The organism is Mycolicibacterium holsaticum DSM 44478 = JCM 12374 (assembly GCF_019645835.1).
Lineage (GTDB): Bacteria > Actinomycetota > Actinomycetes > Mycobacteriales > Mycobacteriaceae > Mycobacterium > Mycobacterium holsaticum.
In genome coordinates, this window is sequence record NZ_CP080998.1 from 4,318,919 (window position 1) to 4,340,133 (window position 21,215).

At 66.6% G+C, this 21,215-nt stretch carries 17 protein-coding genes; 10 read left to right on the forward strand and 7 right to left on the reverse strand.

Going from position 1 to position 21,215, the window contains the following annotated elements; genetic code table 11:
• Window positions 1-88 precede the first annotated feature (88 nt).
• Both K3U96_RS20790 and K3U96_RS20795 read left to right on the forward strand, forming a co-directional pair.
• Complete coding sequence (locus tag K3U96_RS20790; protein WP_069406860.1) at window positions 89-1,270, forward strand: LuxR C-terminal-related transcriptional regulator; 1,182 nt, start codon at window positions 89-91, stop codon at window positions 1,268-1,270.
• A gap of 224 nt (window positions 1,271-1,494) precedes the next feature.
• On the forward strand, window positions 1,495-2,679 hold the full coding sequence (locus tag K3U96_RS20795) for a TetR/AcrR family transcriptional regulator (protein ID WP_069406859.1): 1,185 nt from the start codon (window positions 1,495-1,497) through the stop codon (window positions 2,677-2,679).
• A gap of 4 nt (window positions 2,680-2,683) precedes the next feature.
• On the opposite strand, the gene K3U96_RS20800 is transcribed toward K3U96_RS20795, so the two are convergent.
• From K3U96_RS20800 to K3U96_RS20820, 5 genes are read right to left on the reverse strand one after another with little or no spacing between them, the layout of a single operon-like run.
• Window positions 2,684-3,454, reverse strand: coding sequence for an SDR family oxidoreductase (locus K3U96_RS20800; protein WP_069406858.1), 771 nt, complete (start codon window positions 3,452-3,454; stop codon window positions 2,684-2,686).
• A gap of 35 nt (window positions 3,455-3,489) precedes the next feature.
• A complete protein-coding gene (locus tag K3U96_RS20805; RefSeq protein WP_220690952.1) occupies window positions 3,490-4,572 on the reverse strand; it encodes a 3,4-dihydroxy-2-butanone-4-phosphate synthase in 1,083 nt (360 codons plus the stop codon).
• 51 nt (window positions 4,573-4,623) lie between these two features.
• Window positions 4,624-5,679 (reverse strand): alpha/beta fold hydrolase, encoded by a 1,056-nt coding sequence (locus tag K3U96_RS20810; RefSeq protein ID WP_069406863.1) that lies wholly within the window; start codon window positions 5,677-5,679, stop codon window positions 4,624-4,626.
• Between the two features lie 34 nt (window positions 5,680-5,713).
• A complete protein-coding gene (locus K3U96_RS20815; RefSeq protein WP_069406856.1) occupies window positions 5,714-8,248 on the reverse strand; it encodes a 2Fe-2S iron-sulfur cluster-binding protein in 2,535 nt (844 codons plus the stop codon).
• Window positions 8,249-8,270: 22 nt separating this feature from the next.
• Complete coding sequence (locus tag K3U96_RS20820) at window positions 8,271-9,380, reverse strand: LLM class flavin-dependent oxidoreductase (RefSeq protein WP_069406855.1); 1,110 nt, start codon at window positions 9,378-9,380, stop codon at window positions 8,271-8,273.
• Window positions 9,381-9,588: 208 nt separating this feature from the next.
• Between K3U96_RS20820 and K3U96_RS20825 the strand changes: the two genes are divergently transcribed.
• The 8 genes from K3U96_RS20825 to mmsB all read left to right on the forward strand — a co-directional run bounded on the left by K3U96_RS20825 (window position 9,589) and on the right by mmsB (window position 19,606).
• Window positions 9,589-10,509 (forward strand): enoyl-CoA hydratase, encoded by a 921-nt coding sequence (locus tag K3U96_RS20825; RefSeq protein ID WP_372515009.1) that lies wholly within the window; start codon window positions 9,589-9,591, stop codon window positions 10,507-10,509.
• Window positions 10,510-10,522: 13 nt separating this feature from the next.
• Window positions 10,523-11,737: an acyl-CoA dehydrogenase gene (locus tag K3U96_RS20830; protein WP_220690953.1), complete on the forward strand. Its 1,215-nt coding sequence runs from the start codon at window positions 10,523-10,525 to the stop codon at window positions 11,735-11,737.
• A gap of 1 nt (window position 11,738) precedes the next feature.
• Window positions 11,739-12,821 carry an acyl-CoA dehydrogenase family protein gene (locus tag K3U96_RS20835; RefSeq protein WP_069406852.1) on the forward strand — a complete coding sequence of 361 codons (1,083 nt, stop codon included), beginning with the start codon at window positions 11,739-11,741 and terminating at the stop codon, window positions 12,819-12,821.
• A 481-nt stretch (window positions 12,822-13,302) separates the two neighbouring features.
• Window positions 13,303-15,240 (forward strand): AMP-binding protein, encoded by a 1,938-nt coding sequence (locus K3U96_RS20840; protein WP_230982225.1) that lies wholly within the window; start codon window positions 13,303-13,305, stop codon window positions 15,238-15,240.
• 63 nt (window positions 15,241-15,303) lie between these two features.
• Complete coding sequence (locus K3U96_RS20845; RefSeq protein WP_069408140.1) at window positions 15,304-15,936, forward strand: class I SAM-dependent methyltransferase; 633 nt, start codon at window positions 15,304-15,306, stop codon at window positions 15,934-15,936.
• Between the two features lie 78 nt (window positions 15,937-16,014).
• A complete protein-coding gene (locus K3U96_RS20850; protein WP_220690954.1) occupies window positions 16,015-17,535 on the forward strand; it encodes a CoA-acylating methylmalonate-semialdehyde dehydrogenase in 1,521 nt (506 codons plus the stop codon).
• A 7-nt stretch (window positions 17,536-17,542) separates the two neighbouring features.
• Window positions 17,543-18,721 (forward strand): acyl-CoA dehydrogenase family protein, encoded by a 1,179-nt coding sequence (locus K3U96_RS20855; protein ID WP_220690955.1) that lies wholly within the window; start codon window positions 17,543-17,545, stop codon window positions 18,719-18,721.
• Window positions 18,722-18,733: 12 nt separating this feature from the next.
• Window positions 18,734-19,606, forward strand: a complete 873-nt coding sequence (gene mmsB / locus K3U96_RS20860) for a 3-hydroxyisobutyrate dehydrogenase (protein WP_220690956.1) — start codon at window positions 18,734-18,736, stop codon at window positions 19,604-19,606.
• Between the two features lie 28 nt (window positions 19,607-19,634).
• On the opposite strand, the gene K3U96_RS20865 is transcribed toward mmsB, so the two are convergent.
• Both K3U96_RS20865 and K3U96_RS20870 read right to left on the reverse strand, forming a co-directional pair.
• Window positions 19,635-20,189, reverse strand: a complete 555-nt coding sequence (locus K3U96_RS20865) for a TetR/AcrR family transcriptional regulator (protein ID WP_131815163.1) — start codon at window positions 20,187-20,189, stop codon at window positions 19,635-19,637.
• Between the two features lie 23 nt (window positions 20,190-20,212).
• A complete protein-coding gene (locus tag K3U96_RS20870) occupies window positions 20,213-21,178 on the reverse strand; it encodes a spirocyclase AveC family protein (RefSeq protein WP_084223659.1) in 966 nt (321 codons plus the stop codon).
• Window positions 21,179-21,215: the final 37 nt, after the last annotated feature.

The following is a 21,215-nucleotide window of genomic DNA, read 5'->3' on the forward strand; positions in this document are numbered from 1 at the left end:
CCCCCGTTGGGGAGCACTCCTACCCCCGTACGAGGGCAATTCGCGGATCTGACCGCAATGGACACGCGGTCGGAGCACAGTAGACATCATGATCATCGCCGGCGATGCACCCGACCCCGAGTCGGGCGAGACATTGGCGGGCCATCCCGGCTGGGCGTCGCGTCCGGCCGGGGAAAGCGAGGCTGCCCGCCGCTACCGAGAGGTTTTCCGGGACTGGGGTGTCGACCCCACCGACGATCCGATGTCTGTGGTGTCCGAAGCGATCGACACCAAGGCCACCGAGGTGCGGAACGCGTTGGAGGCGGCCGGCGACGAAGAGGCGATCAGCGCGCTGGAGTCAGTGCTCGACTTCTGTTCACTCGAACGGGAGTTGATCGAGGACGGCGCACGGCGGCGCACTTTCGCGCTGTTACAGGTCCAGGAGGCCCTGAGCAAGCTGCGGGTTGTCGATGACGTCGCGACGATCGTGGACCGCGCACCTCGTGAGCTGGTGGAGTCGTGCGGATTCGATCGCGCCGTGCTCTTCCGCGTACACGAGGGCCGAATGTTCATGGAATCGGCGTACTTCGGCGACGATCGCGATGGCGCCGAGAAAATGGTCGCCTTCGCCCAGTCCGTGGCGCCGCCGCTGGACCACATGCTGTTGGAGACAGAGATGATCCGCCGTCACGCACCGGCGATTGTGCGCGACGCCCGCAACGACCCCCGCGTCAACAGGCCGATCGTCGACTTCTCGATGACGCATTCCTATGTCGCGGCGCCGGTGATGCCGACGGGCAAGGTGATCGGCTTCCTACATGCCGACCGGTTGTACTCGGGCCGCCGTGTCGACGAGATCGACCGCGACACGGTCTGGGCATTCGCGGAGGGGTTCGGGTATGCCTACGAGCGCACGGTGCTGATGGAACGAATGCGCCGTCAGCACGCCGAGGTGCGCAACGCGCTGGCCTCGGCGGACCAGGCGGCCCGGGCGCTGCAGGACGCCGACCTGGACCTGCGCAAGATCGAGCCGCTGGAACGCAGCCCCGCCGCGGAGTCGTTGGCCGAGGTGCAGACCAGGGTGATGACGATGCTCACCCGCCGGGAGATCGAGGTGCTCCGGCTGATGGCGGCCGGTCGCACCAACCAGCAGATCGCCGATGAACTCGTGATCTCGGCGGGCACGGTCAAATCCCACGTCAAGCGGGTGCTGCGGAAACTACACGCGACCAACCGCGCCGAGGCCGCGTCGGCGTACGTGCGTCTGGCCAGCGTCCCCGAAGTCGGCTGACCCGGCCCACTTTCCCCAAGCCGGTGCAACAGGCGTCACCGAATCGATTTCACGCGCTGGGCATCTACGCATTATGTCTACTATCGATACTCGTCTGTCATTGGCCGGGAAATTGAATTCCGTGCAACAAAGCCAATTGTCACCCTATAAGTCACTTGATAGTACTATGGTCTCGGGCTCGGCCTGCGGGGTCGGCTGGTAAGCGAGGAAGGAGCCGCACGGATATGGGACCCGTCGTCGGCACCGTCAAACGCCGGCCGAAGGATCGCAAAAAGCAGATCCTGCACCAGGCGGTCCGACTCTTCACCGAACGGGGCTTTCACTCCGTCCGGTTGGAGGAGATCGCCGAAGCGGCCGGCGTCACGGCCCGCGCTTTATACCGGCACTACGAGAACAAACAGGCGCTGCTCGCCGCGGCGATCATCACCGCGCAGGAGGAGTACCAGAGCGTCCTCGGCAGGGATTCGGAGTCGACGGATCAACCGCTTCGCGACGAACTACCGGACCTGATCGCCGCCGCCGTCGCCACCAGGGCGCTCACGGTGTTGTGGCAACGTGAGGCGCGCTACCTCAACGATGTCGACCGTGCGCAGGTGCGCAGCCGGATCAACGCGATCGTCGGGGGCATGCACGCCGGTGTGCGGCTGGAGATGCCGGAGCTAAACCCGCAACAGTCCGAGCTGCGCGCCTGGGCCGTGTCGAGCACCTTGACCAGCCTCGGCCGCCATTCCCTTTCGCTACCGCGCGACGAGCTCAAAGACCTGCTCTACCAAGCATGTATGGCGGCGGCACGGACAGCGCCGGTGAGCGAGCTGACCCCGGCCAAGCCGCCGCCCCAGTCCGAACGTGCATTGTTCTCCAGACACGAGACGCTTCTGGCCGCCGGGGCGCGGTTGTTCCGCTCACAGGGTTATCCGGCCGTCAGCACCAGCGAGATCGGAAAATCGGTCGGCATCGCGGGTCCGGGTTTGTACCGGTCGTTCTCGTCGAAGCAGGCGATTCTGGACACCTTGATCCGCCGGCTGGACGATTGGTCCACCCTCGAATACGTCCGCGCCTTGCGGGCCGGCGGAGACGAGGCCGCGATGCTGCGCCGGCTGGTCGCCGGGCGGGTGCGGATCAGCCTGGATGATCCAGATCTGGTGTCGGTGTCGATCACCGAACTGGCCCATGCCTCCCAAGAGGTGCGCGACGGTTACCTCAGGAGCCAGGCCGACCGCGAGGCGGTGTGGACCGAACTCATCGGCAAGCTCGAACCCGAAACCACCACTGCTCAGGCGCGCCTGCTGGTGGCTGCGGCCGACAGCTTCGTCGACGACGTCGCCCGCACCTGGCATCTCACCGGCTATTCCGGTGTGGCCGAAGAGATCACCGCCCTTGCCTTGGCCATTCTGACCAGCAGGCGCTGAAGCCTCACCACAACGCGGCGGCAGTGCCGCCGTCGGCGTACTGCGCGGTGCCGTTGACCATCGACGCGTCGTCGGACAGCAGGAACGCGACCACACCGGCCATCTCCTCGGGTCCGGCCATCCGGCCCTGCAACCGGCCGATCATGGTGTCCGCCCCGCCGTCACCGAGCACCCCGTCGAATGTCGTCATCGCGGTGCGCTGCATCGGGGTGTCGACGAACGCCGGCAGCACCGCGTTGGATCGCACACCGGCCGAACGTAATTCAGCCGCGGTGATGCGACTCAGATGGATGATTCCCGCTTTCGACATGCCGTAGGCGGCGGTGCCGCCGGCGGCCACCTGCCCCGCCAGCGACGACATGTTGACGATGGCGCCGCCACCTCGCTCGATCATCTTCGGCCCGGCGTGTTTGGTGCACAACCAGGCGCCACGCAAGTTGATCCGCACCACACGATCGAAATCCTCGACCGTGGTGTCGAGTACGGACGCGAAATGCACCACACCGGCGTTGGCGACCAACTTGTCGATGCCGCCGAACGCTGCCGTACAGGCGTCGACCATTCCGATCACCTGCTGCTCGTCGCTGACGTCGACGCGGTACGCGACGGCGCCGCGGCCGATCTTCGTCGCGGCGGCCTCGGCGGCGCCACCGTCGATGTCGGCGCACAGCACCCGACAACCCTCGGCGGCAAGCCGCTCTGCGATGGCCAAGCCGATGCCGGCGCCGGCGCCCGTCACGATCGCGGCTTTGCCTGCAAGGTCTGGATGTGTCATCGAATTCCCTCGGGTCGTGTCGCTACCCTGTCATCTCACCCCGCGACCCGTAGGCCGCGCTCGCGAATCGCCCCGAAAATCACCAGGCCGAAGCCCGGTGCGTCATCGGTCAGCCGGACCGTGTAGACGCCGAGATCCCGCAAGATCCATGCGACTGTCTGCGAAACCTGTTCTGAGTCAACTTCTTCGGTCTGTGTCAGGCCGCAGGCACGCATCGGGCCTGGCGGGCGCAGGTAGATCACGACCCCGCCGGCCCCCGCCCTCATGTCGCTCAGCGCGCTGTCCAGCTCAGCACCGCATCGGCAGGCGGTCGACCCGAACACATCCGACGTCAGGCACTCGACATGCACGTGCAGCGGCACCGGAACGCCGGCCCCGACGTCACCGATGACGAGGGCCAGGTGCTCACCGCCGCCGTGGGCGTCGCGGAACCCGATGGCCCGAAACCCACTGCCCCGGTTCGGCAGCACGGTCTCGGCCATTCGCACGACCTGGGGTTCGATGCGGCGCCGGTAGCTGACCAGCTCCGCGACGGAAACCACGGCCAATGCATGCTCCAACGCGAATTCGAGCAGTTCGCCGCCTCGAGCCATCGCGCTGGGCCGGTGGTGCGACACGATGTCGCAGAACCCCGCGGCCTCGCGCCGACCTGCGAGACGGGTGAGGTCGAGCGCCGCCTCGGCAGGACCCGGCCGGCCCAACACGCCCGCCGTGCCGACCTCGACCGTGACCACGTGGCCGGGTCTGCGAAAGTCCGACGGCTGGGAGCTTTTCGTCGCCAACGCCGCGATGGTCGCCGACCTGTCGGTGGCCGATATCCCCGTGCCGGTACCGCGCCAGTCGACAGCGACCCGATGAGCACCCGCATCACCGCCCGCGTCGCCGCGGTGACAGATCGGCGGCAGGTCGAGCCGCTCGCACTCAGCGCTCCTCAGCCCGACCCTGACATATCCCGAGGTATGCCGAACCGTGAAGGCGAGCAACTGCGGCGTGGCAGCTTCGGCGGCGAACGCGAGATATCCCTCGTGGTTGTTCTGCGGCCCCGTCGTGATGACGACGGGCCGCCCGGCGCCCACCGCAGCGATCGCGCGCCGGACCCTGGTGTCGGTCGTCTTCATATCTGCTCCTGCCGTTTCGCGCATGTCCTCCGGTGAAATCCGGCTGTTCCACTAGCCCAGTCCCGCCAGGAAGTCGAGCAGCAACCGGTTGGTCTCCTTGGGCTGCTCCTGTTGGATCCAGTGCCCGACATCGGCGATCATGTGGGTGCCGCAGTAGTTGGGCATCACCTCGTGCGCGCGTTCGACCGCCTCGGCGCCCCATGTCGTTCCGACGTCGTGCTCGCCGCCGATGAACAGCGCGGGCGGGGTGAGCGGCGTACCGTCCTGCTCGGCGAGGTCACACCAGTCGTTGTCGATGTTGTGGTAGAAGCTCAGCGGCCCGCCGAACCCGGAGCGTTCGAACTCCGCGGCATAGAAGTCGAGATCGGCGTCGGTGAACCAGTCCGGCATCGCCTCCGGGTAGATGAACGCGTCCTTGAGCCGCGCACCTTTGGGCAGGCACAGCGGACCGGAGCGGATCACCTCGACGGGGTCCATCGAGCCCAGGTCGACGCCGGCGGCCACCGCCGCCTGGGTGGCCGCGATCATGCCCTGACCCGACACGGTGTAGGTCAGCCCGAGCAGCCAGCCACGGAGATCCTCTTCGATCTCGGCGATGATGGCGTCTTGTTCGGAGAAGTAGTCCTGGTACCAGAGCTTGCCGGGGCCGGCCAACTCGAGGTGGTAGTCCTTGGGCCTGCGTTCACCAAATGGGCTGCCGGGAAGGCCGATCACCCCGCGTCGCGCGAACGGCACGCTGATGCCGACGACCCCGCGGAACCGGTCCGGGTGCAGCCAGGCCGACGTCCACGCCACCGGCGCGCCCCAGTCGTGACCGATCACCACCGCTTGCTTCTCCCCGTAGGCGTCGACGACCCCGACGATGTCGCCGACCAATTCCTTGATGCGATAGGCCTTTTGCACCCGGTACTTCGACGAGCGTCCGTAGCCGCGCTGGTCGATCGCCACCACGCGATAGCCCGCGCCGGCCAGGACCGGAATCTGATGGCGCCAGGAGTACCAGGACTCGGGGAAGCCGTGCACCAGGATCACCAGCGGCCCCTCACCTTGTTCCACGGCGTGGATGCGGGTTCCGCGGCAGTCGAGCAACCGGTGCGTGGGCTCCATCTGCGACTTTTGCGACGACATGGGGTCCCCTTCGTTAGCGGGTGTGGCTTGCGGCGAAACCGGCTGTCGGTTCCTCGGATTGGTCCAGGTGGTCGGGCGGGGGGACGGTGCGGTTCTGGTAGTTGCGGGCGATCAGCGTCTGCTGCCCCGAAAGCCTGGTGCGCGCCCACTTGCCCAGTACCCGCGCGGCGACCCTCGGCGACATCAGCGCCGCCGGCGGCTTGACCAGGTGGACGACCGCCAGGAATTCGCTATAGGTGCCGGGGTCGTCGTGGACCAGCTCCATCACCCGGTCCATGTACCAGGTCAGCGCGCGGAAGTAGAACGGGCGTTTCTTGTCGACGTCCTTGACCCAGTCGAACCGGAGGTTCTGTTCCCTGATCACGAACCAGGCCGTGTCGGCCAGCTTCGCGATGCGCCGGTAGTACCGTTGTGGCAGCTCGCGGCCACCGGGACCGTGTTTGCCCAGCAGCGTCTGCATTTCCCGGACTTCTTTGAGCGCCAGGGTCATTCCGAGCCCCGACACCGGGTCGGCGCTGGTGTAGGCGTCTCCCACCGCCAACAGTCCGCGCGGCAGGTTACGTTTCTTCTCGTAACGCAGCCTCATCATGTTCGGGTAGCGGAAGTTGTAGATCGTGGACGCCGGCTCGAGCCCGTCGATGTTCTCCCCGACCACCGGTGAGGGCATCAGGTCAGCGAAGCGGCGGAACTCCTCGGCGGTCCGCGGTGGCGAATAGCAGTTGTAGGCGACCAGGGTGGTGGACAGGATCGTGCGTGAGCTGTCGGTGTAGTACTGGGCCGCGTAGGTGTCCTCGTAAGGCCGGTAGGCGTAGCAGATCATCATCACCTTGTCGCGCCACTGGCGCTCCGGGGGAACCCGGTGGTGCATGGTCGAATAGAAGCAGTTGATGATGTCTTGTTCGACCTCGGGTGCCCCGATCCCCACCCGGTCGAGGAACTCCGGAACACGGGTGTTCTTACCCGAGGCGTCCACGACGAATTCGGCGGGTACGACGTCCAGTTCACCGTTGCGCTCCACCGCGACGCCGATCACGGTGTTGGCGTCGCTGTCGTAGACCAGGTCGGCGACCTCTGCCTCGTAATGGAACTCGACGCGCGGTTCGTCGTCCAACCGGCGGCGCACGCACCACTCCAGTAGCGGACGACCGGCGCAGACGATCTGGATGTCGCCGGTTCCCGGCTTCTTCCATGCGCCGCCCAGGCGGATGCGGTACTCGGCGGCCATGTCGACGTCGAATGCGCCTTCGCGCACCATGTCGTCGATGATGCCCGGGAAGATGCGCTCCAACTCGATGCGTCCCGCGGTGAGCAGATGGTGCAGGTGCCAACCCTGCGCAGCGCCCGGGCGCCCCTCGCGGCGGCGGTGCGGGTCGTCTTTTTCCAGCACGATCACCCGCTCGAAGAACTCGGTCAGCATCTTGGCAGTGGTGATGCCTGCGATGCTGCCGCCGACGACTACGGCGGTGCCGCGACCGCGGTGCTGTACGTCGGCGACGTCGACGTCGGCGTGGTCCATGCGTAGCGGGGTGCGCCGCCGTGCGGCGCCGCTGGGCACGAACTTCTCGTAATACAGGCCGACCCGCTGAATATTGCGGTGATCCAACCAGTTGCGGGCCGCCTCGACCATTCCCGCGGGCCCGCACAGGTAGACGTCGGCGTCACCGCCGCCGAGGATGGCTTCATCCAGCAGGTCCGTCACCAACCCCACCGGCCCGGACCAACTGGCGTCCGGGTGCGCCACGACGGTGTGCACGTGTAGCGCGGGGATCCGCCGCTGCAGCCAGTCGAGTTCGTCGAGCTTGCACAGATCGGCGACGTCGGTCACCCCGTACAACAGGTGGACGGGTTGTCCGGTATCGGGCGGCAGGCTGTGCGCCATCGCCAGGATCGCCGACAACCCGGTGCCACCGGCGACCAGCACCACCGGCCGCTGCAGCGGCCGCAGATAAAAGGTGCCCTTGCTGCCCCGCAACGCGATTCGATCGCCCGGCTGCGCGCGGTCCCGCAGGTAGTCCGACATGACACCGCTGGGAAGCAACCGGATGATGAACTCGAGTTCGTCGCGCCCGCCGGCCGGATGCGCGTAGGAGTAGTTGCGCCAAGCGCTGCTGCCGGGGACCTGCAGCTGCGCGAACTGACCGGCCTTGAACGTCAGTGGAGCCATACCCGAAACGTCCAGCCGCAGAAGCGCGGTGGTCGCTGAGACCAGTCGCACCTGGCTCACGGTCGCATACCCGGTCACCAGGCTGGCCGCATTGCCGTCCATCGGATACTGCAGTTCGATCAGGCAGTCGGAGTTGACGAACGTCTGGCAGGTCAGAACCTTTCGCGCCTCCCGCTCGACGTCGGAAAGCCCTTCGGTACGCCCCATCTCGTACTCACCCGAGCGGCACGTCGCCACGCAGGTGCCACAGATCCCGGCCTGGCACTCGTTGACGATCGCGATGCCGTTTTCCTCGGCCGACTCCAGGATCGTCTGGTCCGGCGTCGCGGACATCGTCTTGTGCACACCGTCCGAATACCGAACGGTGATCTCGTGCGCCGTCATCGGAATGCCTTTCGATTGAGCGCTAGACGAATGCGATCGCGGGTTTCTCGGCGAGGCGCGCATTGAGCCTGGGCAAGACCTCTTGGGCAAGCAGTCGCATGGACTCCTTCCACGGCCCGGGGTTGTCGCTGTAGTCGAAGCCCAGGATCAACAGGTGCCCGAACCCGCCGACCTGGTCATAGGTTGCTTCCAGCTTGTCGACCACCGTCTCGACGGACCCCACCACAAAGGTCTTCTCCGCCAGGTATTCCGGTGTCACGTCGTCGTCGGGCACCGCCGGATTGTGTTTGTAGTACTTGGTCATGCCGAACATGCGGAAGGTCGGCAGCACATACTCGCGCATGTTCCGGCCGATGATGCCGTCGACGGCGTACCGGAACGCCTGCTCGTCGGTTTCGGCGACGACGACCTCGCGTACCAGCCGCCAGTCCCTGCGGTCGGGTGTGCGACCGCTGCGCGCGGCGCCCTCGAGCACAGCGTCCCAATGGGTTGCGACGTAGTCGGTGTTGAGGTCGAGGCTCATCGGCAGGTAACCCCGTTCGCCCGCCAGCTTGAGCGTCTCGGAACCCGCGCTGAAGCCGGTCACCCCGATCGGCGGATGCGGAGACTGGAACGGTTTGATGTGACGTTTCATCAGCCCGTCAAACATCGGCGCAATCCCGTTGGCGTTCCAGTACTTTCCGCGGAACTCCCACGGCTCGTCCTCGGTCCATACCTTGAGCATGATCTCGAGTGCTTCCCGGGTCATCTCGCGGTGTTCGCCGTTCTGCCCGTCGACGTCGAACAGCGCCCAGTCACCGGGGATTCCGCTGGCACCCACCCCGAGCATGAAGCGTCCTTGGGCCAGGTGGTCGAAATAGGCCACGCGGTGCGCCAACTCCACCGGATGATGGTACGGAAGCAGATGGGCGCCGGGCGCGAGCTTGATCGACTTCGTCCGCAGCAGCGCCTGAGCCAGCAGCAGATCCGGTGCGCAGATCGGCTCCCAGGGCACGGTGAAGTGCTCGCCCACCCACGCCTCGACGTAGCCCAGTTCGTCGGCGAGTTGGATCAGTTCGAGATCCCACTGGGTCGCGTCATACAGACTGCGTTCCGGCGGGTGCGCCGGCATCAGGAAAAGTCCCAGTTCCATCTTCAACCCTCTCGGTAGTGGCCCCGCCCGCCCGACGGCTCGCTGCGATGTGCATCACAGTACTAGCAAGATACTTCATTGAGCGCAAGTAGGCGACTGTCTTGGTGATTTGTGATGTCGAAAATTTCACTATCGCCGTACTGACTATGGACATTTTGGTTTTGCGCGGCGTAACCTGCAGCTCAGCAGCGTCACCGCGCGCCGAGCTGTGACGACCCGAAGGGAGCACTTCGTGCAGCATTTCGACTACCTCGATTACGAACTGCTCGATGACGGCCGAATCGCCGTGATCACCCTCGATCGCCCAAAACAACGCAACGCCCAGAACCGCGGGCTACTTGTCGAACTCGGCGCGGCCTTCGAACTCGCCGAGGAGGACGACGGCGTGCGGGTCGTGGTCCTGCGCGGCGCGGGACCATGCTTCTCGGCGGGCCACGACCTGGGTTCGGCCGCCGACATCCGCGAGCGGTCGTCGGGTCCCGGCCAGCATCCGACGTATCACTGCAACGGCGGAACTTTCGGGGGCGTGCAGACTCGCCATCGCCAGGAATGGCACTACTTCTTCCAGAACACCAAACGCTGGCGGAACCTGCGCAAGATCACGATCGCCGAGGTGCGCGGGATGGTCCTGTCGGCAGGCCTGATGCTCGCATGGTGCTGCGACTTGATCGTCGCCGCCGACGACACGATCTTCGCCGACGTCGTCGGCACTCGCCTTGGCATGTGCGGCGTGGAGTACTTCGGGCACCCGTGGGAGTTCGGCCCCCGCAAGGCCAAGGAACTATTGCTCACCGGAGACGCCTTGAGCGCCGACGACGCACATGCCCTCGGCATGGTGAGCAAGGTGTTCGCCGGCGACGACCTGCCCAATGCCACAGTGGAATTCGCCCGCCGGATCGCCAAGCTGCCGACGCTGACCGCGCTGCTGATCAAGGAGTCGGTGAACCAGACCGTCGATGCCATGGGGTTCGGCGTCGCGCTCGACGCCTGCTTCTCGCTGCATCAGCTCAACCACGCCCATTGGGCCGACGTGACGGGTAACCCGTTGGGCATCGGCACCGTTGAGCACGGCCTCGAGGATTGGCGGCTGACACCGGAGATCCTGCCCGCGGCCAAGCGCCGGCCCTGACTGGGGACGAGAAGTGGACGTCGACTATCCACCCGAGGCGATCGCCTTTCGCGATCAGGTTCGGGCGTTTCTGGCCGAACACCTACCCAGCCAATGGGACGGTGCCGGTGCGCTGCCACCCGAGGAGCGCGAACAGCTCGGCATACGGTGGCGCAAGGTCCTCGCCGACCGCGGCCTCGTCGCGGTGTCCTGGCCCAAGGAGTACGGCGGTGGTGGGCTTTCGGCGATCGAGCAACTGGTGCTGGCAGAGGAGTTCGCGTCGGCCGGCGCGCCCGCGCGCTCGGAGAACGATCTGGCCGGCATCGATCTGCTGGGCAACACGCTGATCGTGGTGGGCACCGAGAGCCAGAAGAGCCATTTCTTGCCCCGCATCCTGTCCGGCGAGGACCGCTGGTGCCAGGGCTTCTCCGAACCCGACGCCGGTTCTGATCTGGCGTCGGTCCGGACCAGGGCCGTCCTGGCTGACGACGGGTGGCTGATCAACGGGCAGAAGATCTGGACCTCGGCCGGACCGACGGCGAACTGGATCTTCGTGCTTGCCCGCACCGATCCGGCCGCGGCCAGGCACCGCGGCCTGTCGATGCTTCTGGTGCCGATCGACCAACCCGGCGTTGTGGTGCGCCCGATCGTCAACGCGGCCGGCCACACCTCGTTCAGCGAGGTGTTCTTCACCGATGCCCGTGCCCGCGCCGCCGACGTGCTCGGCGGAGTCGGCGGCGGGTGGTCTACCGCGATGACGCTGCTCGGTTTCGAGCGGGGATCGCAGATCACCACCGCCGCAGTGGAATTCGGCCGCGACCTGAAGCGCCTGACAGCGCTCGCCCGACAGCGGGGCCGCCACACCGATCCGGCTGTCCGAAACGAGCTGGCGTGGTGCTACTCACGCGTGCACATCCTGCGCTATCAAGGGTACCGAGGCCTGACGGCGCTGTTACGCGGTGAGCGTCCCGGCGCCGACGCTGCGATCCACAAGGTCATCTGGAGCGAGTACTTCCAGCGTTACACCGAACTCGCCGTCGAGATCCTCGGACTCGATGCGCTCAGCCCGCAGGGAGCGGGAAACGGTGCCGCGCTGATCGTTCCGATAGCGGGCACCCCGAATTCGCCCAGCTGCTGGATGGACGAGCTGCTGTATGCCCGGGCCGCGACCATATACGCGGGCAGCTCACAGATTCAGCGCAACGTGATCGGGGAGCAACTGTTGGGCCTTCCCAAGGAGCCGCGCTGACATGGATTTCCGTTACAGCACCGAACAGCTTGACTTCCGTAACTCGCTGCGTGGCCTGCTGTGTGAGGCCGCGCCGCTGAGCCGGGCGCGGGAGGTATCGGCTGCGGATGGGTACGACGAGCACCTGTGGCGGCGGCTGTGCAGCGAAATGGAGCTGCCCGGAGTGCACGTCAGCTCCGAGCACGGCGGGGCGGCAGGCACCCTGAGCGATGCCGCCATCGCGTTCGAAGAGCTGGGCCGGGCGCTGGCACCGGTTCCGTTGGCGGGCAACGTCTTCGTCACCGAAGCCCTGCTGCGGATGGGTGACGACGAACAGCGGCGCCGGCTGCTGCCGGGGTTGCTGAGCGGGGAACAGATCGCGGCGCTGGGAACCACAGGTCCAGGCGGCGCCGACACCGGCGTGCGCGCCCACGACGTCGGCGGTCGCACCGTGTTGTCCGGCGAATGCTCGCCGGTGTTGCACGGACACGTCGCCCACCTGTACTTGATACCGGCGGAGACCGACGGCGCGCTTCGGTGGTACGTCGTGGCGGCAGAGGCCGCCGGGGTCTGCGTGGTGCCCCTGCCGTCGTTCGACACCACCCGCCCGGTCGCCCGGATCACGCTGAGGCAGGTTCGCGCCGAGGCGCTGGCGTCGTCCGACGGCTGGGAACGGGTTCTTGACGTGGCACGCGTGCTGTTGGCTGCCGAGAGCCTCGGCGGAGCCGAAGCATGCCTGGGACTGTCGGTCGACTACGCCCGCAACAGAGTGCAATTCGGCCGGCCGATCGGTTCGTTCCAGGCGGTCAAGCACGCGTGCGCCGAGATGATGATCGAGATCGACGCCACCCGGGTCGCCGTCATGTTCGCCGCGATGAGCGCCACCGACCCCGAGCAGTTGGCGATCACCGCGCCGTTGGTCAAGGCCCAGGCCGCCGACACCTTCGCGCTGTGTGCCGGTGCGGCGATGCAGGTGCACGGCGGAATTGCGTTCACCTGGGAGCACGACATCCACCTGTACTTCCGCCGGGCCAAGACCACGCAGGCGATGTTCGGCAGCAGTACCTACCACCGTGCGCTGCTCGCCGACCGTGTCGGTTTGTAGCCGAGCGTCCAGCAGGAGGCATCGATGACCGGCACGCCGCCCACGCGTGTCACGCTCAGCGACGTCGTCACCAGGCACGTGGCCTCGGCCGCAGCGACCGGGTCGCGGTGCCGGTGCGCAACCGCATCGAGATCATCGAAAGTTGGTTCGCTGCACTGCCTCTGGGGGCGATCGCGGTGCCGGTGAACTTTCGGCTCGTCGCCGGTGGGGACTTCGAGGACGTCATCGCAGGTGCCGGCGAGGACCCTCCCGGGGATGTCGCCGACGTATCTGACCGGGGGCCCGGTCGTGATCCCACCGTCGGGCGGTTTCGATGCAAACGCAACGATCCGCACCATCGTCGACGGCGAGAGCGTGTACCTGGGCCCCCTGGTGGTGAGAGAGTACTGGAACAAACCCCGCCCAGACCGCCGGGGCTTTCCGCGGCGGATGGTTCCACTCCGGTGAGCTGGCGCGGCGGGACGAGGATGGATACGTCGATGTGGGGGAACGGAAGAAGGACATGATCATCTCGGGCGGGCAGAACATCTCCAGCATCGAGGTGGAGAACGTCGTGGCGACCGCACCTAAGGTCGCCGAGGTGGCGGTGATCGGTGTACCGGATCCGGAATGGGGTGAGACGCCGATGGCGGTGATCGTGCCGCGCGATCCCAACGACCCGCCGACCGTAGCCGACATCGAGTCACATTGCCGGGCGCACCTGGCCGCATACAAACGGCCCCGGCGTATCGCGCTGGCCGACGAGTTGCCCCGTAACGACACGGGCACGGTCCGCAAGGACGTGCTGCGTGAGACCTACGCAGCGCCGCTGGCATACGCCGCGGGACCGACCGACGTGCCCCTGCTCGAGGAAACCATCGGGGCCAATTTCGAGCGTACGGCCTCGGTGTATCCCGACGTCGAGGCACTCGTCGACGTGACTTCGGGTCGACGCTGGACCTACACCGAACTCAATGCCGAAATCGACGTCATCGCAAGAGGTCTGATGGCCAGCGGTGTCGAGAAGGGTGACCGGGTCGGCATCTGGTCGCCCAACTGTGCGGAGTGGGTGATCCTGCAGTACGCGACCGCGAAAATCGGTGCGATCCTGGTGACGGTCAACCCGGCCTACCGCACCCATGAGCTCGAATATGTGCTGCGGCACTCGGGAATCCGGATGCTGGTGGCTGTCACGGAGTTCAAGTCCTCCGATTACCGCGCCATGGTCGCCGAGGTGCGCCCCAAGGCGGCCGACCTGACCGAGGTGGTGTTCGTCGGCACCGAGGACTGGCAACAGCTGCGACGGCGTGCCGACAGCGTTGCGGTCGACGAACTGTGCGCCCGGATGAACGCGCTGACGCCGTCGGAGCCCATCAACATCCAATACACTTCGGGCACAACAGGTTCCCCGAAGGGCGCGGTTCTGTCACATCGCAATATCCTGAACAACGGCTTCTTCGTCACCGAGCTGATCAACCTTCGCGAGAACGATCGGCTGTGCATCCCGGTACCCTTCTACCACTGTTTCGGCATGGTGATGGGCAACCTGGGCGTCACCGCCCACGGCGCCACCATGGTGATCCCGGCCCCCGGCTTCGACCCCGCGGCGACGTTGGCGGCCATCGAGGCCGAACGCTGCACCGCGGTCTACGGGGTACCGACCATGTTCGTGGCGATGTTGGCCCACCCGGACCTGGCGCGACGCGATGTGTCGTCGCTGCGAACGGGAATCATGGCGGGCGCCACCTGCCCGGCGGAGCTCATGAAGCGCTGCATCAACGAGTTGCACCTGGCGGAGGTGGGGATCGCCTACGGCATGACCGAGACCTCTCCGGTGTCCTGCCAGACCCAGATCGATGACGATCTGGACCGGCGCACCGCCACCGTCGGACGTGTGCACCCGCACGTCGAGATCAAGGTCGTCGATCCTGACACCGGAACAACGCTCAACCGCGGTGCGCCGGGCGAGTTCTGCACCCGCGGCTACTCGGTGATGACCGGCTACTGGTGTGATGAGGCCAAGACGCGAGAGGCCATCGACGAGGACGACTGGATGCACACCGGCGATCTCGCCGTGATGCGCGATGACGGCTACTGCCAGATCGTCGGGCGCATCAAGGACATGGTGATCCGCGGCGGTGAGAACGTATATCCCCGGGAGATCGAGGACTTCCTGCACTCGCACCCCGACATCGAGGACGTCCAGGTGATCGGCGTACCCGACGCCAACTACGGCGAAGAGATCTGCGCCTGGATCAAGATGCGCTCGGGTGCTGAGCCGCTGGACGCCACCGCGGTGCGCGAATTCACCGCCGGCAAGCTCGCGCACTACAAGACCCCGCGCTATGTGCACATCGTCGAGGAGTTCCCGATGACCATTACCGGCAAGGTGCGCAAGGTCGACATGCGCGCCGAGACGATCCGGTTGCTCGGCCTCTGAACCGGGCTTGCCAATACGGCAAGGTTCATTGCCATACCGCGATCTTCGCCGCAAGGTGGTGGTATGACGAGCGAACTTGATCAGTCCTACTGGGACGGGCGGTGGCAACAGGTGTATCGCACCCGCCAGGCCATCGCCGACAGCCGCGAGCCCAACCCGCAACTACGCGCAGAGGTCAATGCGCTGCCCCCCGGCCGGGCGCTGGACGCCGGCTGCGGCAACGGATCCGATGCGATCTGGCTCGCCACGAAGGGCTGGCGAGTGACCGCTGCGGACTTCTCCACCACCGCGCTGAAGCACGCGCGGATGCGCGCCGACCACGCGGGCATGGCTGACCAAATCGATTGGTTACACGCCGATCTCAGTATCTGGACGCCGCCCGCCGCCCGCTTCGATCTGGTGACCAGCCACTACCTTCACGGTGTGCCGCAACGGACGTCGGTCTTTCGCCGCCTCGGGTCGGCAGTGACACCCGGCGGCACGCTGCTGATCGTCGGCCATCATCCCGACGACCGTCCCGATGACCCCGCGGCGCCTCCGCTGGAGGCGTTCTTCCGGGTCGAGGAACTGCTCGACGCCCTGGATCCGGCCCAGTGGCATGTCGTCGTCGCCGAGACCCGGGTGCGCCCCGGTGACGACCCCGACGGCAAGCCGATCACCCGCACCGACGCGGTGCTGCGCGCGCTGCGGCGTTGACCCAGGCGGGCACCCCCTTGCGCGCGCCTCCGCGGCATTACTAGGATATCCAACTATCTAGTGACGAGGGGCAAGCTCATGACCAAGCAGATTCCGCATTTCATCAACGGCCAGCGCACCACCGGTGAGTCCAAGCGCACCGCCGACGTGCTGAACCCGAGCACCGGACAGGTGCAGGCCACCGTGCCGATGGCCTCGAGCGCCGACGTCGACGCCGCGGTCGCCGGCGCCATCAAAGCGCAGAAGGACTGGGCGGCGTGGAACCCGCAGCGCCGGGCCCGCGTGATGATGAAGTTCATCGACCTGGTCAACCAGAACATCGACGAGCTCGCCGAACTGCTCTCCCTCGAACACGGCAAGACGGTGGCCGACTCGCGCGGTGACGTCCAGCGCGGCATCGAGGTCATCGAGTTCTCGATCGGTATCCCGCACCTGCTCAAGGGTGAGTACACCGAGGGGGCCGGTCCCGGTATCGACGTGTATTCGCTGCGCCAGCCGCTCGGGGTGGTCGCGGGCATCACCCCGTTCAACTTCCCGGCGATGATCCCGTTGTGGAAGGCAGGCCCGGCCCTTGCCTGCGGAAACGCATTCATCCTCAAACCGTCCGAGCGTGACCCGTCGGTTCCGTTGCGGCTGGGCGAGCTGTTCCTCGAGGCGGGCCTTCCGGCCGGCGTGTTCCAGGTCGTGCACGGTGACAAGGAAGCCGTCGACGCCATCCTCGAGCACCCCGCCATCGCTGCCGTCGGCTTCGTCGGCAGCTCCGACATCGCGCAGTACATCTACGCGGGCGCAGCCGCCAACGGCAAGCGCTCACAGTGCTTCGGCGGCGCGAAGAACCACATGATCGTCATGCCCGACGCCGACCTGGACCAGGCGGTCGACGCGTTGATCGGGGCGGGCTACGGCAGCGCCGGAGAACGCTGCATGGCGATCAGCGTCGCCGTACCGGTCGGTGAGGGCACCGCGGACCGTCTGCGCGCCCGGCTCGTCGAACGCATCAACAACCTGCGGGTCGGGCACAGCCTCGATCCCAAGGCCGACTACGGGCCGCTGGTCACCGAGGCCGCCCTCGCGCGGGTGCGCGACTACATCGCGCAGGGCGTCGACGCCGGTGCCGAGCTCGTCATCGACGGTCGCGAACGCGCCAGCGACGAACTGCAATTCGGTGACGACAGCCTCGAGGGTGGCTACTTCATCGGCCCCACCCTGTTCGACCACGTCACCACCGACATGTCGATCTACACCGACGAGATCTTCGGCCCAGTGCTGTGCATCGTGCGAGCCCACGACTACGAAGAGGCGCTGCGGCTGCCTACCGAGCACGAGTACGGCAACGGCGTCGCGATCTTCACCCGCGACGGCGACGCGGCCCGCGACTTCGTGTCACGCGTACAGGTCGGCATGGTCGGCGTCAACGTGCCGATCCCAGTTCCGGTGGCCTATCACACCTTCGGCGGCTGGAAGCGTTCCGGATTCGGTGACCTCAACCAGCACGGGCCGCATTCGATCCTGTTCTACACCAAGACCAAGACCGTCACACAGCGGTGGCCGTCGGGCATCAAGGACGGCGCGGAGTTCGTCCTGCCGACGATGAAGTAGTAATCCCGTGGATTACTTCGGGCTCGACGACGACGAGCGCGTGATCACCGAGACGGCGGCCGCGTTCGCCGAAAAGCGCCTCGCGCCATACGCCTTGGAGTGGGATGCCACCAAGCACTTCCCCACCGACGTGTTGCGCGAGGCGGCCGAGCTCGGCATGGCGGCGATCTACTGCCGCGACGACGTCGGCGGCAGCGAATTGCGCCGGCTCGACGCGGTGCGGATTTTCGAGGAGCTCGCCAAGGCCGATCCCACCGTCGCGGCGTTCCTGTCGATTCACAACATGTGCGCATGGATGGTCGACACGTTCGGCACCCCCGAACAACGCAAGTCCTGGGTGCCCAGGCTCGCGTCGATGGAGGCCATCGCCAGCTACTGCCTGACCGAGCCCGGCGCGGGGTCCGACGCGAGCGCGTTGCGCACCAAGGCTGTCCGCGCCGGTGATGACTACGTGCTCGACGGCGTCAAACAGTTCATCTCCGGCGCCGGGTCCTCCGACGTGTACGTGGTGATGGCCCGCACCGGAGGCCAGGAAGCACAGCCGGGCCACCGCGGCATCTCGGCGTTCCTGGTCGAAAAGGACACGCCGGGGCTGAGTTTCGGCGCCGACGAGCTGAAGATGGGCTGGAACGCGCAGCCGACCGCGCAGGTGATCTTCGAAGGCGCGCGGGTGCCTGCCGACGCGATGCTCGGCGGCGCCGACGGTGAGGGCGCGGGCTTCGGTATCGCGATGAACGGACTCAACGGCGGGCGGATCAACATCGCCGCGTGCTCGCTGGGCGGCGCGCAGGCCGCGCACGACAAGACCACGCGATATCTCGCGGACCGTCAGGCGTTCGGCGGCGCGCTGCTCGACGAGCCGACCATCCGGTTCACCCTCGCCGACATGGCCACCGCGTTGCAGACGTCGCGAGTGTTGTTGTGGCGTGCGGCCACCGCGCTCGACGACAACCACCCGCAGAAGGTGGAGTTGTGCGCGATGGCCAAACGCTATGTCACCGACGCCTGCTTCGAGGTCGCCGACCAGGCGCTGCAGCTGCACGGCGGCTACGGATATCTGCGCGAGTACGGCCTGGAGAAGATCGTCCGCGATCTGCGGGTGCATCGGATCCTGGAGGGAACCAACGAAATCATGCGCGTGGTGATCGGTCGGGGCGAAGCCGCCCGGGCCCGCGCGTCGGCATAGCAGGGAGAACACATGGCGACGGTCGCGTTTCTGGGGTTGGGCCACATGGGCGGGCCGATGGCGGCGAATCTCGTGGCCGCCGGCCACACCGTACACGGTTTCGACCCGGTCCCGAGCTTGCGCGACGCGGCCGCCGAGAAGGGCGCTCAGCTCTTCGACAGCGGCGCAGCGGCCGTCGCTGACGCGGACGTCGTTCTCACCTCGCTTCCCAACGGGGACGTCGTCAAAGCGTGCTACGCCGAGGTGTTGCCTGCGGCCAAGGACGGTGCGCTGTTCATCGACACCTCGACGATCTCCGTCGACGACGCGCGCTCGGTCCACCAGCAGGCCGCGGACCGCGGTTTCGGCCAACTCGACGCGCCGGTGTCCGGCGGGGTGAAGGGTGCGACCGCGGGCACGTTGGCGTTCATGGTCGGCGGTGAGGACGACGCCGTGGAGCGGGCCCGCCCGGTGCTGGAACCGTTGGCGGGCAAGATCATCCACTGCGGGGCTTCCGGAACGGGTCAGGCCGCCAAACTGTGCAACAACATGGTGCTCGCGGTACAGCAGATCGCCGTGGGTGAGGCGTTCGTGCTGGCCGAGAAGCTCGGCCTGTCTGCGCAGTCCCTGTTCGACGTCATCACCGGTGCGACCGGCAACTGCTGGTCCGTGCACACGAACTGCCCGGTGCCGGGCCCGGTTCCGACCTCACCGGCCAATAACGACTTCAAGCCCGGATTCGCCACCGCGCTGATGAACAAGGACCTCGGCCTGGCGATGGCCGCGGTGAACTCGACGGGTTCCAAGGCGCCGCTGGGCAGCCACGCCGCCGAGATCTACGCCGAGTTCGCGGCCGACAACGCGGACAAGGACTTCAGCGCGGTCATCGAACAGCTACGCAGCTGACGGCCGGTGAGCGCCGGCTGGTGAGCCTTCACCGCGCCGCGGACCCGCGGAGGAAGGTGGTGAACAGCAGTTCGGAACGGTCCGCAGATCCCAGGTTGGCCGACAGCGGCCCGGATTCCTCGCGCAGGGCGATCGCCAATGCCGTGAACGACGCGGCGAGCCATTCGGGCGGAACGTCGGTCCGCAGCACCCCGGCGTCCTGCCAGCGAGACATCAGGGGCGCCAAGCCGATCGGGTCCGCGCCGGTATTCAGCACAGGTGCGGTACCGATGAGGAAACGATATCTGTCCCCGAACTCTGTGATGGCGTCGGACAACCGGCGGACGTCGCTGGCACTCGGTTTCGCCCGGGTGGCATCCGCGACGATGGCCCGGCCCTCGGCCGTCGCGAGTTCAGCCAGACGGGTGATCAGTGCATCTCGGGTCGGGAAATGGCGGTACAGCGTGGCGCGGTGAACGCCGATGCCTGCCGCCAGGCTCGCCATCGACGCCTCGGCGTCGGCGCGAAGGACTCCGGTCGCCCTCTGCAATATGCGTTCTTCGACGCGACGGGCGTCGGCCCTGCGCCGCGGACTCTGGACCACTGCGGCATTATCGCAAGGCCGCGTCACGGCACCGGGAAGTACGACGGTACGACGTTCGGTGGAACGTTGCGCAGGATGGCGAAAAGGTTGAACGGCAAGAAGTACAGCAAAATATAGGTCACCTCGAGGAACGCGAAGATCGCCAGGAACCGAAGGAATGTCGCGGGCTGTGCACGGGCGCCCATCATCGGCAGACCGCGTTCGACGAACGTCAGCCCGTTCTGGTCGAGCGACCACCTCAACGCGGTCAGCACCGTCCACACGGCCGCGAACATGAACGGGTTGTAGAGCGGAAACGCATTCGGCGTGCCGTCCCACAGCGTCAGCGCTTGCCACGGGTGGATGTTGGCGATCGCACCGATCCTCAGGTAGACATTCTCCGCGACCGCCGCAATCGCCATGTTGCACAGGTACACCAGCGCGTACCCGCCGACCGGTCCCCAGCTCGGATGCTTGTCCCGGACATAGCTCAACAAGCGGCATCCGGCGGTGACGGCGAGGAAGAACGCCCACGTATAGGCGCCGAAGACGAATCCGAGTGGCACCACCCACAATTGCGGTTCGGGACTCTGCCAGCCCGGTAGGTAGCCGCCCCAGGATCCGACGTTGAGGTGGTGCGCGTTGTACTGGAACGCGAACAGCCAGTAGTTGTCCAACACGTCCCAGAAGTTGAGCGCGAGGGCCGCGATCACGAACAGACCGTCGAAACCCAGTGGGCGGCGCTGGATCAGAGGCCGGACCACCACCCACCCGAAGATCACCACGAACGCCGTGAACTGGCCCCACTCGAGTACGTGCATGAGCAGCTGTTTGGCAAACGGCATGGGGTCATCACCGGGCTTGACCGACGACACGCCGCCGGCGAGCCAACGTCCGATCGTGACGACGGCAAAGACCAGTGACACTCCCCCGAGAATCGGCCAGGCCAGCGCTGCGGCACGAAATCTGCCGCCCCGTACCTCGACTCCGTGCCGTGGTGATGCGGTCATTCGACCCGGCCTCCTCGTAACCTCGCCACCATATATG

Coding starts and splice junctions, on each gene's coding strand:
- K3U96_RS20790 (WP_069406860.1), top strand. CDS start 89: ATGATCATCGCCGGCGATGCACCCGACCCCGAGTCGGGCGAGACATTG.
- K3U96_RS20795 (WP_069406859.1), top strand. CDS start 1,495: ATGGGACCCGTCGTCGGCACCGTCAAACGCCGGCCGAAGGATCGCAAA.
- K3U96_RS20800 (WP_069406858.1), bottom strand. CDS start 3,454: ATGACACATCCAGACCTTGCAGGCAAAGCCGCGATCGTGACGGGCGCC.
- K3U96_RS20805 (WP_220690952.1), bottom strand. CDS start 4,572: ATGAAGACGACCGACACCAGGGTCCGGCGCGCGATCGCTGCGGTGGGC.
- K3U96_RS20810 (WP_069406863.1), bottom strand. CDS start 5,679: ATGGAGCCCACGCACCGGTTGCTCGACTGCCGCGGAACCCGCATCCAC.
- K3U96_RS20815 (WP_069406856.1), bottom strand. CDS start 8,248: ATGACGGCGCACGAGATCACCGTTCGGTATTCGGACGGTGTGCACAAG.
- K3U96_RS20820 (WP_069406855.1), bottom strand. CDS start 9,380: ATGGAACTGGGACTTTTCCTGATGCCGGCGCACCCGCCGGAACGCAGT.
- K3U96_RS20835 (WP_069406852.1), top strand. CDS start 11,739: ATGGATTTCCGTTACAGCACCGAACAGCTTGACTTCCGTAACTCGCTG.
- K3U96_RS20845 (WP_069408140.1), top strand. CDS start 15,304: ATGACGAGCGAACTTGATCAGTCCTACTGGGACGGGCGGTGGCAACAG.
- K3U96_RS20850 (WP_220690954.1), top strand. CDS start 16,015: ATGACCAAGCAGATTCCGCATTTCATCAACGGCCAGCGCACCACCGGT.
- mmsB (WP_220690956.1), top strand. CDS start 18,734: ATGGCGACGGTCGCGTTTCTGGGGTTGGGCCACATGGGCGGGCCGATG.
- K3U96_RS20870 (WP_084223659.1), bottom strand. CDS start 21,178: ATGACCGCATCACCACGGCACGGAGTCGAGGTACGGGGCGGCAGATTT.